The sequence below is a fragment of the Hydrotalea flava genome, from assembly GCF_001623405.1.
Classification (GTDB): domain Bacteria; phylum Bacteroidota; class Bacteroidia; order Chitinophagales; family Chitinophagaceae; genus Hydrotalea; species Hydrotalea flava.
This window is the reverse complement of the sequence record NZ_LUHG01000110.1, coordinates 13,688-27,846: the sequence shown is the minus strand read 5'-3', so window position 1 is coordinate 27,846 and position 14,159 is coordinate 13,688. Positions and strand designations below refer to the sequence as shown.

The 14,159-nt window shown below is 36.9% G+C and carries 13 protein-coding genes; 8 read left to right on the top strand and 5 right to left on the bottom strand.

The window, feature by feature from the left end:
* The first annotated feature begins 109 nt into the window (after positions 1-109).
* The gene (locus tag A0F92_RS14770; protein WP_253810517.1) at positions 110-1,684 is read left to right on the top strand and encodes an ABC transporter substrate-binding protein; all 1,575 of its coding nucleotides are present in this window, start codon (positions 110-112) and stop codon (positions 1,682-1,684) included.
* Positions 1,685-1,720: 36 nt separating this feature from the next.
* Here the strand turns inward: A0F92_RS14770 and msrA are convergent, their stop codons facing one another.
* Positions 1,721-2,398 (bottom strand): peptide-methionine (S)-S-oxide reductase MsrA, encoded by a 678-nt coding sequence (gene msrA / locus A0F92_RS14765; protein WP_253810515.1) that lies wholly within the window; start codon positions 2,396-2,398, stop codon positions 1,721-1,723.
* A gap of 168 nt (positions 2,399-2,566) precedes the next feature.
* Between msrA and A0F92_RS14760 the strand changes: the two genes are divergently transcribed.
* Positions 2,567-4,711, top strand: coding sequence for an endonuclease MutS2 (locus A0F92_RS14760; protein ID WP_068247981.1), 2,145 nt, complete (start codon positions 2,567-2,569; stop codon positions 4,709-4,711).
* Here the strand turns inward: A0F92_RS14760 and A0F92_RS14755 are convergent.
* The 3 genes from A0F92_RS14755 to A0F92_RS14745 are packed head-to-tail and all read right to left on the bottom strand — an operon-like array spanning position 4,706 to position 7,915.
* Positions 4,706-5,194 (bottom strand): GNAT family N-acetyltransferase, encoded by a 489-nt coding sequence (locus A0F92_RS14755; RefSeq protein WP_068247978.1) that lies wholly within the window; start codon positions 5,192-5,194, stop codon positions 4,706-4,708. The genes A0F92_RS14760 and A0F92_RS14755 overlap by 6 nt on opposite strands.
* A gap of 3 nt (positions 5,195-5,197) precedes the next feature.
* A complete protein-coding gene (gene pgi, locus A0F92_RS14750; protein ID WP_068247975.1) occupies positions 5,198-6,853 on the bottom strand; it encodes a glucose-6-phosphate isomerase in 1,656 nt (551 codons plus the stop codon).
* Between the two features lie 39 nt (positions 6,854-6,892).
* Positions 6,893-7,915 carry a threonine aldolase family protein gene (locus A0F92_RS14745; protein ID WP_068247972.1) on the bottom strand — a complete coding sequence of 341 codons (1,023 nt, stop codon included), beginning with the start codon at positions 7,913-7,915 and terminating at the stop codon, positions 6,893-6,895.
* A gap of 227 nt (positions 7,916-8,142) precedes the next feature.
* Here A0F92_RS14745 and A0F92_RS14740 point away from each other — a divergent pair, with 227 nt between their 5' ends.
* The 4 genes from A0F92_RS14740 to A0F92_RS14725 all read left to right on the top strand — a co-directional run bounded on the left by A0F92_RS14740 (position 8,143) and on the right by A0F92_RS14725 (position 11,280).
* Entirely contained in the window at positions 8,143-9,000 is an 858-nt protein-coding gene (locus tag A0F92_RS14740) for a sigma-70 family RNA polymerase sigma factor (protein WP_068247969.1), read from the top strand.
* A 121-nt stretch (positions 9,001-9,121) separates the two neighbouring features.
* Entirely contained in the window at positions 9,122-10,069 is a 948-nt protein-coding gene (gene trxB, locus A0F92_RS14735) for a thioredoxin-disulfide reductase (RefSeq protein ID WP_068247966.1), read from the top strand.
* A 9-nt stretch (positions 10,070-10,078) separates the two neighbouring features.
* Positions 10,079-10,456 (top strand): dihydroneopterin aldolase, encoded by a 378-nt coding sequence (folB, locus tag A0F92_RS14730; protein WP_068247964.1) that lies wholly within the window; start codon positions 10,079-10,081, stop codon positions 10,454-10,456.
* A 50-nt stretch (positions 10,457-10,506) separates the two neighbouring features.
* Positions 10,507-11,280 (top strand): tetratricopeptide repeat protein, encoded by a 774-nt coding sequence (locus A0F92_RS14725; RefSeq protein ID WP_167517128.1) that lies wholly within the window; start codon positions 10,507-10,509, stop codon positions 11,278-11,280.
* A 16-nt stretch (positions 11,281-11,296) separates the two neighbouring features.
* Here the strand turns inward: A0F92_RS14725 and A0F92_RS14720 are convergent, their stop codons facing one another.
* Positions 11,297-12,664, bottom strand: coding sequence for an MATE family efflux transporter (locus A0F92_RS14720; protein WP_167517127.1), 1,368 nt, complete (start codon positions 12,662-12,664; stop codon positions 11,297-11,299).
* An 82-nt stretch (positions 12,665-12,746) separates the two neighbouring features.
* Here A0F92_RS14720 and A0F92_RS14715 point away from each other — a divergent pair, with 82 nt between their 5' ends.
* Both A0F92_RS14715 and A0F92_RS14710 read left to right on the top strand, forming a co-directional pair.
* Positions 12,747-13,592, top strand: a complete 846-nt coding sequence (locus tag A0F92_RS14715) for a DUF3822 family protein (protein WP_068247952.1) — start codon at positions 12,747-12,749, stop codon at positions 13,590-13,592.
* Complete coding sequence (locus A0F92_RS14710; RefSeq protein ID WP_068247950.1) at positions 13,589-14,146, top strand: RsmD family RNA methyltransferase; 558 nt, start codon at positions 13,589-13,591, stop codon at positions 14,144-14,146. Before A0F92_RS14715 ends, A0F92_RS14710 begins: the two co-directional genes overlap by 4 nt.
* Positions 14,147-14,159: the final 13 nt, after the last annotated feature.

Sequence of the window (14,159 nt, the reverse complement as noted above, 5' to 3'; positions counted from 1 at the left end):
CTTTATTATTTAAAAATTTGAAACGCCTATGCGGGTATTAAAGTTCATACAAAAATACGGTTTCACAAAGTGCAGATTTGTATGTTGGATTGCTCTATGTATTTTCCTATTGTCATGCAATACAGCACATTTAACCAATCAACAGGTTTTTGAATACAATGAAAGTACCGGAATAGCCACTTTAGATCCTGCATTTTCCAAAAACCAATCCATTATCTGGGCAGTACATCAGTTATACAATACATTGGTTGAATTAGATAGCAATCTGCATGTAAAACCATCTGTTGCCAAAAGTTGGGAAATAAGTACCAACGGTTTGGTATATACCTTTCATTTACGAACTGACGTTTATTTTCAAGACAATCCGGTTTTCCCGGGCGGAAAAGGACGTTTGTGTACAGCCGATGATGTAGCATTTAGTTTCAATAGAATTATTGATAAAAATACTGCCAGCAGTGGTGCATGGATATTTAATGGACATGTGGCAGATGAACATCCATTTATGGCATTGAACGATAGTACCTTTCAGCTTACTTTAACACATCCATTTCATCCAATTTTGGAAATTTTAACCATGCAGTATTGCAGTATTGTGCCAAAAGATGTGGTATTGCATGAGGGTAAAAACTTTGGAAGAAATCCCTGTGGTACCGGACCGTTTCAATTGTTTTTATGGCAGGAAGGGGTGGCTTTGGTACTTCATAAGCATCCACATTATTGGGAGAAAGATGCAAACGGAAAGGCATTACCGTACTTAGATGCTGTTAAAATCAGTTTTTATCAGAACAAGGCTACCGAATTTTTACAATTCAGACAGGGCCCCCTTTCATTTATCAACGATATAGATCCTGCATTTAAAGATGAAGTATTAACCAAATCAGGTACATTGAGAAAAGAATGGGAGGGTAAAATGCAACTGCAAAAACATCCTTATCTCAATACAGAATATTTAGGGATTTTAATGGATACCACCAATCCACTGGTAAAACAATCGCCCCTGCGATTTAAAAAAATAAGACAAGCCATTAATTATGCTATTAACAAAGAACAAATGATGCTCTATTTGCGCAACTCCATTGGTTATGCTGCCAATGCAGGGTTTTGCCCCAAAGGGTTGCCTTCCAATAATACTGATTTTGTGCATGGCTACACTTACCAACCTGAAAAAGCGAGGCAATTGATAAGCGAAGCGGGCTTTGCAGGCAAAGATTTTCCCGCAATCAAATTGCTCACCATTCCAACTTATGCAGACCTTGCCAGTTTTGTTGCAAAGCAATGTGAAGAAGCAGCCATTAACATCCAGGTTGAAGTGGTTCAGAAAAGTGTATTATTGGAACAAACAGCATTATCAAAAGCATTATTTTTTAGAGGAAGCTGGATGGCCGATTACCCGGATGCAGAAAATTACATGGCGGTATTTTATGGAAACAATCCCGCACCGCCCAATTATACCCGTTATAAAAATAAATTATTCGATACATTATACACAAAGGCAATAGCCACTGTGAATGATTCAGTACGTTATCAGTTATACCGGCGAATGGATCAAATGGTAATAGATGATGCGCCAGTAGTACCACTATTTTATGATATGGTGATACATCTTGTACAAAATAACGTAGCCGGTTTTATGCCCAATGCATTGAATTTGTTGGAATTAAGAAGTACCAGAATACTACCTTAAAGCAATTCTAAAAACTTTGCGCTCACAGCAATGCAACTATTCAACCCCTTTTTTTAATTTGTTTTTAAATACTTTTTCAAATTTTTCCAACTTGGGTCTGATTACAAAACGACAATAAGCTGCATCATCATTATTGTTATAATAGTTCTGATGATACTGTTCTGCTCTGTAAAAATTTTTAAAGGGCTCAATTGCAGTAACAATCGGTTTATTAAATGCACCACTTTTATCTAAAGCAGCTTTGTATTGTTCTGCTTTTTCACGTTGCATTTCATTGGTATAAAAAATCACGCTTCTGTATTGTGGGCCAACATCTGCACCCTGTTGATTTAAAGTTGTGGGATCGTGGGTTTTCCAAAAAACTTCTAATAATTCATCAAAAGAAACCTCATTAGGGTCATAAATAATTTGAGCCAATTCCACATGGCCTGTATTTTTATCACATACTTGTTCATAGGTTGGGTTGGCTACATGGCCTCCACCGTAACCACTATTAACTTCATATACCCCTTTTAATCGTTGAAAAAAAGCTTCGGTACACCAAAAACAACCTTCCCCAAAATAAGCGGTATCGGTTATTATACCGGTTGGTATTTGTTTATTATCCATATTATGTTGTGGATTTACGGTTTTATTTTTTTCTACCGGCTGTGCGCAAGATAGCAGATAGCAGGAAAAGAAAAAACAACTGAATATATATTTCTTGTAATGCATAATCAAATTAATTCATTTTTAAAACAGTATTTACGAAGAATTGTTTGCAAGAGATGTTTATAACCCTGTAAGACAGAAAATTTTTGCTCAAAGTATTCAAAAAATAGTGCTTCACATTGTATACACTACCTAATTAACTTTGCTTTATACTATTTGTTTTCCAATACTATGCGATTATATCCCGATTCAGCAGCATTTCAATTAGAGTTTGAGGCAATACAGCAATTGCTGGTTCATTATTGCAAAACAGCCTATGCCAGCCAAAAAGCAGCAGCATTGCGTATTCATACAAAAAAAGATTTTATTGTGTTAGAACTGCAACAGGTCTGTGAATTTAAGTTGATGTTGCAGCAAAATCAGTATTTCCCAATTGATTGTACGGCCAATTTGCAAAGGGAAATAAAATTATTGGGGATTAGTGGGGCTACTTTATCGGGAGAAGAATTGATACAAATTAAACTGCTGGCTCAAAATATACAATCTGTTTTTCGCTGGTTCGATACAGAACGAAGAGTAGCTTATCCGGGTTTGGCGAAAGTAATTGAACAAAGCTATTTTGAAAAAAACATCATTGAATATATTGATGAAATTTTAGATGATGCAGGTAACGTAAAAGACAATGCCAGCGATGATTTACAAAGTATTCGGCTACGATTATATAAAAAAAGAAACGAATTGCGAAGAGTGTTTGATAAAGTGCTGCAAAAACTATCAAAAGCAGGATATACGGCTGATATTGAAGAAAGTTTTAGCAGTGGCAGAAGGGTAGTGGCTATATTTTCAGAACATAAGCGCCAAATAAAAGGCATTTTACACGGCGAAAGTGACAGCAGAAAAACTACCTTTATTGAGCCCGAAGAAACCATTGAATTAAACAATGAAGTATACAGTTTAGAAAATGATGAGCGGGCAGAGGTACAACGTATCTTAAAAGCTTTAACAGCAAAACTTAGCATTTATGCACCATTGCTTACCAATTATCTGCAACTGATTGGAATGTTCGATTTTATCAGGGCGAAAGCATTATTAGCCATTGATATGAAGGCTGAAATGCCCGATATTGTTGACAAATCAATGCTGGATTTGAAAGCAGCCTATCATCCTATTTTGTTTTTAAACAATCAAAAAAATAAAAAAAACACCATACCGGTTTCTATACAATTGAATGATGAAAACAGAATTTTGATTATCAGCGGGCCCAACGCCGGCGGAAAAACGGTAACCATGAAAACCGTTGGTCTGATACAACTGATGGTTCAAAGCGGATTATTGGTTCCGGTACATCCGCATTCACAAATCGGCATTTTTAAACAATTATTTATTCATATAGGTGACACACAAAGTATTGAGTTTGAACTGAGTACCTATTCATCGCATTTAATGCACATGAAGTATTTTATTGAGATGGGGAATGGGCGTACTTTATTTTTTATTGATGAATTGGGCAGCGGCAGTGATCCCAATTTAGGTGGTGCATTTGCTGAGGTAATTATGGAAGAGCTTTGCCGCAAACATGCTATTGGAATTGTAACTACCCATTATCTGAATTTAAAAATAATGGGGAATAAAACACCGGGCATCATCAATGGTGCAATGGCATTTGATGAAAAAAAATTGCAACCACTGTATCAGTTAATGATAGGAAAACCCGGAAGTTCTTACACCTTTTCAATTGCAGAAAGAATTGGTTTGCCTGCTGCTTTAATAAACAGGGCAAGAAAATTGGTTGATCAACAACATTTTAAATTAGATAAACTGCTCAACAATACCGAGCAGCATTTACAGCAATTACATTCAGAAAAAAATGAATTGAAACAATTGATGAAAGAAAATGCTGTACTCAAAAAAGAATTGGAAACCACCATTAACAGAGAAAAACACCGGCAACAAATTGAGTTATTGAAACACCAAAACAAACTTTCGGAAGAGAAATTAGAATATCTCAAAAACATGGAACGCAAGTTAAAGCAGATTGTGTTTGACTATAAAAAAGCAGAAGATAAAAATGAGGTAATCCGCAATTTGAAACATTTGTTATTTCATAAAAACGAAGTAGCACAAACCAAACAAGTAAAAAAAATAACCCACCAGTATAAAGAAATTGAAACCAACATTTCTGAAGGCATATTGGTAAAACTGAAAAAAAATTATCAGGTAGGAACGGTTAAAGAAATCAGGGGAAAAAGAGCCATTGTTCAGGTTGGACTTTTACCCATGAATATAGAACTGTCTGATTTGGTGCCCGTTGTTGAAAAGCAGGCAGAACAGGAAAAAGATAAACCGGCAATATCACAAAAACAGCCAAAATTATAAATCTTTCAGCATCCAGATAGTACAATCCGTATGGCCGGATGCCCCCATTGCAGCATCTAAATACCGAAAGCCAAATTTTTCATACACTGAAACTGCTTTGCTTAACTCAGGCATGGTTTCTAAATATACCTGACGGTAACCCATTCCCTTTGCCTTCTGCAAACAGGTGCCAATCAAAAAACGACCTGTACCTTTACCTCTGGCATTTTTATGTAAATACATTTTCACTAATTCACAAACACCTTCAGGTAATCCATCCGTTGGATAAATACCTGCACCTCCTAATATTTCACCATTACTTTCTGCAACAAAATAAACTGCATTTTTATTGGCAGTAAACAATTCATATAAATGATCGGTACTATTATCAAAATAAACCGTTCCGGGTTTATTGGCATTAAACTCTTCTAAAGCACTTCTAATAATTTTTGCAAGTGCAACATTATCTTTTGGCTGAATAAAACGAATTGTAATGTCCTGCATTTGTTATTTTCTCATTTGTTTAAAGAGGTTAATTAATGCATTGGTAGAGGAATCATGTGAAGCAACCGGTTTGTCATCTTTTAACTCCGGTAAAATTTTTCCTGCCAACTGTTTGCCCAATTCAACGCCCCATTGGTCAAAACTGAAAATATTCCAGATTACCCCCTGCACAAAAATTTTATGTTCATATAAAGCAATTAAACTTCCTAATGAGTAAGGTGTAATTTCTTTCAATAAGAACGAATTGGTGGGCTTATTTCCGGCAAAAACTTTAAAAGGCACTAACTTTTTAACTTCATCTTCATTGGGCATTACTTTCATCAGTTCTTCTTTCACTTCAGCTTCGGTTTTACCATTCATTAAAGCTTCGGTTTGGGCAAAAAAGTTCGAAAGCAGTTTTGTATGATGATCGCCCAAAGGGTTATGGCTAATGGCCGGTGCAATAAAATCGCAGGGAATAAGCGGGGTACCCTGGTGAATGAGCTGGTAAAAAGCATGCTGACCATTGGTGCCTGGTTCACCCCAAATTACAGGGCCGGTAGCATAATTCACAGGATTGCCCATTCTGTCTACACTCTTACCATTGCTTTCCATATTGCCTTGCTGAAAATATGCCGGAAACCGATGCATGTATTGATCATATGGTAATATTGCTTCGCTTTGCGAACCAAAAAAATTGGTATACCAAATACCTAGCAAAGCCATGATAACAGGAATATTCTTTTCGAATTTTTCTGTTTTAAAATGCTCATCTACTGCAAAAGCACCTTTTAATAATTGTTCAAAATTTTCATAACCAACAGTAAGGGCAATCGATAATCCAATTGCGCTCCATAAAGAATATCGACCGCCTACCCAATCCCAAAATTCAAACATATTGGCTTTATCAATGCCGAATTGCATTACTTCTTTTTCATTGGTACTTAAAGCCACAAAATGTTTGGCTACATGCGCTTCATCTTTTGCATGTTGTAAAAACCAATCTCTTGCCGAATGAGCATTGGTCATGGTTTCCTGTGTAGTGAACGTTTTAGATGCAATTAAAAACAGGGTTTCATCGGGTGTTACATTTTTCAAAATTTCTACCAGCTGGGTAGCATCTACATTACTTACAAAATAGGCTTGAATACCCTCTATCCAATAAGGCTTTAATGCTTCCGTTACCATCACCGGACCTAAATCGCTGCCTCCAATGCCTATATTGACAATATATTTAATTTTTTTGCCAGAATAACCTTTCCAGTCACCACTATGTATTTGTTGACAGAAAGTTTTCATGTGGTTCAATACCTTTCTTACTAAAGGCATTACATCTTTCCCATCCACCAAAATCGGTGTATCAGAAAAGTTACGAAGGGCAGTATGTAAAACAGACCGATGTTCTGTTTCATTAATTTTTAACCCGGCAAACATGGCATGAATGGCTTCTTTCAAATGGCATTCTTCTGCGAGTTGCAGCAATAGTTGCTGTGTTTTTTGGTTGATGATGTTTTTAGAATAGTCAAATAAAATATCTTGAAAACGGATTGAAAATTTTTCAAACCTTTCCTTATCTGCCGTAAATAAATCACGCATATGCCTACGATTCATTTCTTCATCGTGATGTTTTTTAAGCAAGAACCAGGCTTGGGTATTGGTAGGGTTTATTTTAGGTAACATAACGGTTAAATTTTATTCAGCAATATTGATTCTCTTCGATTACAATGAATTGATAACATCCATAGTTAATTGTACCATGGATGGATGGATATCTAAATGCAATACCATTCTAACCTGCGTTGGCGAAATGGCCATTACTTTAATATGGTGTTTTTCCATTATTTCAGCAAATGCCTTTGGTGTAAACCGGCCTTTTACTTCAAAAATGATGATATTGGTTTCAACCGGCATTATTTGCCCAACGAAATCTTTCCTCTGCAGGCAAGTGGCAATAGCCTGGGCATGTTCGTGATCCTGAGCCAGTCTTTTCACATGATGGTCAAGTGCATAAATTCCCGCAGCAGCCAGATAGCCGGCCTGACGCATTCCGCCACCAAAAGCTTTTCTTACTCGTCTTGCTTTTTGAATGAAAGCATTGGTTCCTAATAAAACACTACCCACCGGTGTTCCTAAACCTTTGCTTAGGCAAATAGAGATGGAATCGAATAGCATACCATAGGTAGTGGGTGCTTCATTGGTAGCCACCAAAGCATTCAACAAACGTGCTCCATCTAAATGAAGTTTAAGATGATTGGATTCACAAATCCGTTTTATAGCGATAATTTCCTCTACTGAGTAACAGGCTCCACCGCCTCTGTTGCTGGTATTTTCAAGACTTACCAGCGTACTGACTGGTTTATGCACATCATTGGGATTAATGGCATCGGCAACCTGTTGCGCTGTTATTCTTCCTCTGTTTCCCTGTAATAACCGAACAGAAGCACCGCTATTAAATGCAATTCCGCCCCCTTCATACAAGTAAATGTGCGATAATGCATCACATATTACCTCATCACCGGGTTGGGTGTGTACTTTAATGGCAATTTGGTTGGTCATGGTGCCACTGGGGCAAAATAATCCGGCTTCCATACCAAAAAGGGCTGCTGCTTTTTGTTCAAGTTCGTTAATGGAAGGGTCTTCTCCAAACACATCATCTCCAACTTTGGCCGAAAACATGGCTTCTAACATAGCGGGAGTAGGCCGGGTAACCGTATCTGAGCGAAAATCAATAATAGATGGCATAGAATTGCGAAGATAAATGGGTTCAGATAAATTTTGTTATTGGGTAGGGAGATTTAATTTTTTTTAAAAAAGCATTTTTTTCAGAAAACATTCGTTCAATAAGATGTTTTAACGTAAATTTGCACACTTTTGAAATTTATGAGGATAACTTTAACGCTACTATTGCAACCAAAATGCAACTTTTAGCGTCTATATGTCGTTAGTAAATAAATTGTAACTATCATACTATGAGGCAGCTCAAAATTGCAACCCAGATTACCAACAGAGATTCTCAGGCCGTAGAAAAGTATCTGCAGGAAATTTCTAAAATTCCAATGATCACTCCCGAAGAGGAAACAACACTGGCCCAGAAAATTAAAATGGGTAATCAGAGAGCGCTCGACAAATTGGTGCAGGCCAATTTACGTTTTGTGGTATCTGTAGCTAAGCAGTACCAGCACCAAGGCCTATCACTTAGCGATTTGATTAACGAGGGTAACCTCGGCTTAATAAAAGCGGCGCAACGCTTTGATGAAACAAAAGGTTTCAAATTTATTTCTTATGCTGTGTGGTGGATTCGCCAATCGATACTACAGGCATTGGCAGAGCAGGGCAGATTAGTCCGCTTGCCTCAAAACAAAATTGGCACATACAATAAAGCCAATAAGGCTTATATGGCTTTTGAACAAGAGCATGAACGCGAACCTTCCACCGAAGAGCTGAGTGAAATTTTGGAAATGAGTGAAACTGAAATCAACAACATTTTCCAAAGCAACACTCGTCATACTTCGTTAGATGCACCGGTTCATGAAGCTGAAGATGTAGCAATGGGCGATTTACTGGAGGGTAGTGATGATACCGATGATGATGTGATGAAAGATTCTTTAAGAGAAGAAATCAGAAGGGTATTAAAATCACTCAGTCCACGTGAGGCTGAAATTGTAAACGCTTACTTTGGTTTAGATGGTGAAAATGGTGTAACTATTGAACAAATTGGCCAGAAATACGATCTTACCAAAGAACGCATCCGGCAAATTAAAGAAAGAGCGATTAAACGTTTACAAAAAGCCAGGTATAGCAATGCATTAAAAGCATACCTCGGTTAATCTCTCATAGCGTATTAAAAAAACTCCCCTGTTACCTTGCAGGGGTTTTTTATTGGTTAACATTTCTCTGCTCTCACATTTCAACACTATCATTCCTTAACTTTGCAAAAATTTTTTAAGTATGGATAACGCACAATCAGAAAAAGTTCATGTATTAATAATAGGATCAGGTCCAGCCGGTTATACTGCTGCCATTTATGCAGCAAGGGCAAATATGAAACCCGTTTTATATCAGGGCATACAACCAGGAGGTCAGTTAACCATTACTACAGAAGTTGAAAACTATCCGGGGTATCCGAATGGTGTACAGGGGCCGGATATGATGATTGATTTTGAAAAACAAGCCACCAGAATGGGTGCCGAAATTCGTTATGGTATTGCCACCAAAGTTGATTTTGGTCTACAACCTTATAAAGTATGGATTGATGATGAAAAACTGATAGAAGCTGATGCAGTTATCATTTCAACCGGTGCCTCTGCAAAATGGTTGGGTTTGGAAAGCGAACAACGCTTAAATGGATACGGCGTAAGTGCCTGCGCAGTTTGTGATGGATTTTTCTTCAAAGGTAAAGAAGTAGCTATTGTAGGTGCGGGCGATACAGCAGCCGAAGAAGCATTGTATTTATCTAAACTTTGCACAACCGTACACATGATTGTACGCAGAGATCAGATGCGTGCCAGCAAAATAATGCAGGAAAGAGTTTTGAATACCACTAATATCAAAATTTACTGGAATAGTGAGACAGACGAGATATTAGGCGATAAAAAAGTAGAAGCCGTTCGTATTAAAAACCGTATTAACAATACAACAGAAACTGTTCCCATCCATGGTTTTTTTGTTGCAATTGGTCACCAGCCGAACAGTGACATTTTTAAACCCTGGATTCATATGGATGAAACAGGCTATATTCAAACCATTCCCGGTACTACCAAAACTAATTTGGAAGGCGTATTTGCCGCAGGTGATGTGCAGGATAAAAATTATCGCCAGGCAGTTACAGCTGCAGGTTCAGGTTGCATGGCTGCATTGGATGCAGAGCGTTATTTAAGTGCAAAAGGCCTTGTTTAAACATAAAATATGCTGTCAATTTACCTGAATAATGTGGTTTTCTGGGCATACCACGGTTTATACAAAGAAGAAAAGATAACTGGAAACGAGTTTGAAGTAAACCTTAGGGTTGATTATAATGCATCCAGACCGGCTTCATTTCAAAGTATTCATGATACCATTAACTATGTTGCATTATTTAAAATAGTGCAACATAGAATGGAAAAAGCCACACCCTTATTAGAAGCTATTGCATTGGACATTGCAACGGATATTTTATCTGAATTTGCAATGGCAGAGCGAGTTGTAATTTCTATTAAAAAGTTAAATCCACCCATACCTGATTTTAAAGGTTCTGTAAGTGTTAGTTTTGAAATGGATCGCAACCACTTTAATCAGGCATCATAGCATGGCTTGAAAAAACTTACATATCGGAACCAATAAATTCATTAGCAGATATGCCAAAAGTTAGAATATTTTCAACAGCTATCTTTCTTTTGGCTGTACTGTTTGTTCAATATGCCGCTGCTCAGGATCTCCCATTATTGTTTAAACAAGCCACCAATGCAGAAATTAATTTAAATGAACAGCAGGCTTTAGCTATTTATAAGAAAATTCTGGTGATTGCTCCTGACAATCTCAATGCTTTGGTAAAAGCCACCGAGCTAAGTTGTTCTACCGGCGAACGATTACCTATTGCGAATGATAAACGCATCACCTTTCAATCGGCATTAGCATATGCACAACGCGCTATTGCAGCACATCCGGAAGCGGCAGAAAGCTATTATGCACTTGCATTGGCTTCTGCTAAAATGACGGAAGTAGAAAAAGATCGAAAACTTTTAGTTCAATATGTAAAAGACATAAAAACCAATGCCGATAAAGCATTAAACATCAATCCCAATTTAGGTATGGCCAATTTTGTAGAAGGCCGTTGGCATTATGAAATGAATAATTTGAACTGGGCTAAAAAATTAGCATTAAAAACCATGTATCCGGGTGGTATTCCACCCACCAGCTACGATTCAGCCATTGTATATTTGGAAAAATGCAGACAAACACAGCCCTACTATGTTATGAATTACCTCATACTGGCGAAGAGTTATCAGGCCAATAACAATCCCTCCAAAGCCATTGAAGTGTTAAAGCAATTGGTAAAATTGCCTGTTAGAACGCCGGATGATGCTGCTCTGAAAACAGAAGGTCAAAAAATGTTGGATTCGCTGGAATAATAAGCAGGTTGCTCAACTAAAATTGCTTTTGCTGCCAGCTGCCTTTTTTAATGTACCAATAAGAGGGGATAAACAGTAATATCCAGTACACCCATTCACTTCCCCAACCAACAGTAATGGGTAAATGCCATTTTTCCAATATAAAATAACTGTACAGACAATACATGATGATGGCAAAAAACTCAATCAGCAGATTTACCTGAGTACTACCGGTTCCGGTAACAGCATTTAACCAAATAGTAGATACCGACATCAGTACCAATGCAGTAGAAACCACCCGTAAAACAGGAATGGCATGCGTAATAAAATCATTACCCTGGCCATAAAATGATAAAAATAATGTGGGAAAAATATTGATGATGATGCAAATACTACCTGCAAACAAAACAGACAGTTTCATAATTTTAATGATTAAGCCTTCTACTTTTATGTGCAAACCCTGGCCAATAATGTTACTAACCATTGTATTGGCAGCTGCTGCAAAAGCCCAGGTAAAGCATCCAAAAAAGCCAAAAATGTTGCGCATAATATTTGAAATAGCCAAATCCATTGAGCCATGGTGTTCAATTAAAATATAAAAAAACTCCCAGCTTACAATACTTAAACAGAATTGGGCTATAAGTGGTGCAGATAATCGTAAAATTAATTTAATATTATTTTTGTCAAATTCCCACGATTTAAAAAGTTGCAACTGCCTGTCAATTCCTTTTTTCCGAATAACAAAATAAATAGCCATTAATCCGGTAAACTCTGCAATAATGGAAGAGTAGGCGGCTCCATCAAACCCTAAATTGGGGAATCCCCATTTTCCATAAATCAAAACATAATCAAAAAAAACATTGGCAATCGATTCTGCAGCAGTACCAATAATTAAATATTTACTTTGATTGGTGCCCACCAATACAGCATTTCGTAATTGGTATAGGTATAAAAAAATAAGCCCGAAAATCCGGATACGTAAAAATTTTACAGCCATGCTAACATGCAGTGGATTGCTAAGTGTATGCTCTAAAATTACCGGTATCAAAAACCAGGTAATTAATATTCCTAAAAAGGCTAAAACAAATGAAATTCTGACACCTTGAGCAAATAAATTACCAATGGCTTCAATTTTATTTTCGCCGGCACGTCTGGCAATAATGGCCTGCATTCCATTATTTAAACCAATGCCTATTACCGCAAAAATTAAGTAATATACACCTGTAATACCAGCTACAGCAAGCGGCTGTTCGCCCAAATGCCCTAAAAATACATTGTTGATAATAAAATTTAACTGCGGTACCAAAGTGGCGGCAGCAATGGGTAATGCAATTTTTAATATTTGTTGATTAGAAGTTGTTACCCGATAATCGGCAGTAACAATAGCAGGCTCACTCATATTCATTGCAAATCTACAGTTTTGTTGATATTCGATTTAGATATTCTGTATGTATTCTTTTTTTAAACAGTAATTGTATATTTGAACAATGGTTGAAAAAGAAATCAGTCAATACTGCCTCAACAGAGCGGAGCAGCCGGTTATAGAAAAGCAGCTCACTATTGAAGTAGGTTTGCATTATATCGCTTTAATTGAAACATCAATTGAATCTGTTTCTGTTAGTGCGTTGGAATTATTTACTTTTCAAAAAATTGAAAGCAACTGGTATTTGATTTTTCAGGAAGTCCGCTTACAATCCATTTTATTTGATTTGCCCTATCATACCAAACAAATATTTTTAAATGGATTTGAGCAAATCATAATTCCTGAAAATTTGTATTCTGAATCTGCGGCTCAATCTTCATTAGAGTTGTTGTTTGGATGGAGTAATATGGAGATGAATACTGATGCCATAACATTACCTGAAACCAACTTGTATATTGCCTGTCAAATTCCGCAAAGCCTGCAACAAATGCTGGCAGGTTCCTTTTCAGATACACCTGTTTACAATAGTTTGCGTAAACAAATTCAGCTTGCATTTCAAAGGGCAACCAGCTTTTCAAATTATTGGCTCATTTATTTTTATCCGGGAAGTTTTTCTATTGTAAGTATACAACAGCAACAATTACAAACGGCAGTGCATTTCAGTTATACCTGTGCTGATGATGTGGTTTATCAAATTGTTGCTTTATTGAATACCTATTCTAAACCCGTATTTGAACTGAAAGTAGAAATAAGTGGCATTATTAATGAAACAGATGAAGTTTATATTTCGATACAAAAAATAATTCCTGACATGCAATGGCAGTCTGTTTTACCTGAACAGGAAATTTTAATTGAAAAACATTATTACCCGGAACATTATTTACTACCTTTTTTTAATATTATTTTATGAGGATCATTTCAGGCCAATGGGGAGGAAGAAAAATTAAACCGCCTGCAAAAATGCCTTTTACCAGACCCACTACCGATATTGCCAAAGAAGGGCTTTTCAATATTTTACAAAACCGCATTAGTTTTGAGGGCATTCATACCTTAGATTTGTTTGGAGGTACCGGAGCCATTAGTTACGAACTGGCCAGCAGAGGGGCCGCATTGCTGACTATTGTAGAAAAAGATCCTACAATGGCTGCTTTTATTCAAACAAACATGCAACAATTGGGAGCCCTGCCCAATCAGTTTCAAATTTTTAAACAAGATGTTTTTAGTTTTTTAAGTACCTGTACCGAACAATATCATTTTATTTTTGCAGGGCCGCCTTATGCTTTAGGCAATATCGATGACTTGCCGGCCATTATTGTAGCAAAAAAAATGATTCTGCCGCCGGAAGGATATTTTGTGTTAGAACATACACCGCGTAATAACTATCAACATTTTAAAGGATACAGGTTTGAACGCAATTACGGCACCACCATTTTTTCTTTTTTTTCAATGGATGATGCAGATTGAGCAGTTGCTGTAA

Coding starts and splice junctions, on each gene's coding strand:
- pgi (WP_068247975.1), bottom strand. CDS start 6,853: ATGTTACCTAAAATAAACCCTACCAATACCCAAGCCTGGTTCTTGCTT.
- A0F92_RS14715 (WP_068247952.1), top strand. CDS start 12,747: ATGGTTGAAAAAGAAATCAGTCAATACTGCCTCAACAGAGCGGAGCAG.
- A0F92_RS14755 (WP_068247978.1), bottom strand. CDS start 5,194: ATGCAGGACATTACAATTCGTTTTATTCAGCCAAAAGATAATGTTGCA.
- A0F92_RS14720 (WP_167517127.1), bottom strand. CDS start 12,664: ATGAATATGAGTGAGCCTGCTATTGTTACTGCCGATTATCGGGTAACA.
- A0F92_RS14745 (WP_068247972.1), bottom strand. CDS start 7,915: ATGCCATCTATTATTGATTTTCGCTCAGATACGGTTACCCGGCCTACT.
- msrA (WP_253810515.1), bottom strand. CDS start 2,398: ATGCATTACAAGAAATATATATTCAGTTGTTTTTTCTTTTCCTGCTAT.
- trxB (WP_068247966.1), top strand. CDS start 9,122: ATGGATAACGCACAATCAGAAAAAGTTCATGTATTAATAATAGGATCA.
- A0F92_RS14725 (WP_167517128.1), top strand. CDS start 10,507: ATGCCAAAAGTTAGAATATTTTCAACAGCTATCTTTCTTTTGGCTGTA.
- A0F92_RS14710 (WP_068247950.1), top strand. CDS start 13,589: ATGAGGATCATTTCAGGCCAATGGGGAGGAAGAAAAATTAAACCGCCT.
- folB (WP_068247964.1), top strand. CDS start 10,079: ATGCTGTCAATTTACCTGAATAATGTGGTTTTCTGGGCATACCACGGT.
- A0F92_RS14740 (WP_068247969.1), top strand. CDS start 8,143: ATGAGGCAGCTCAAAATTGCAACCCAGATTACCAACAGAGATTCTCAG.
- A0F92_RS14760 (WP_068247981.1), top strand. CDS start 2,567: ATGCGATTATATCCCGATTCAGCAGCATTTCAATTAGAGTTTGAGGCA.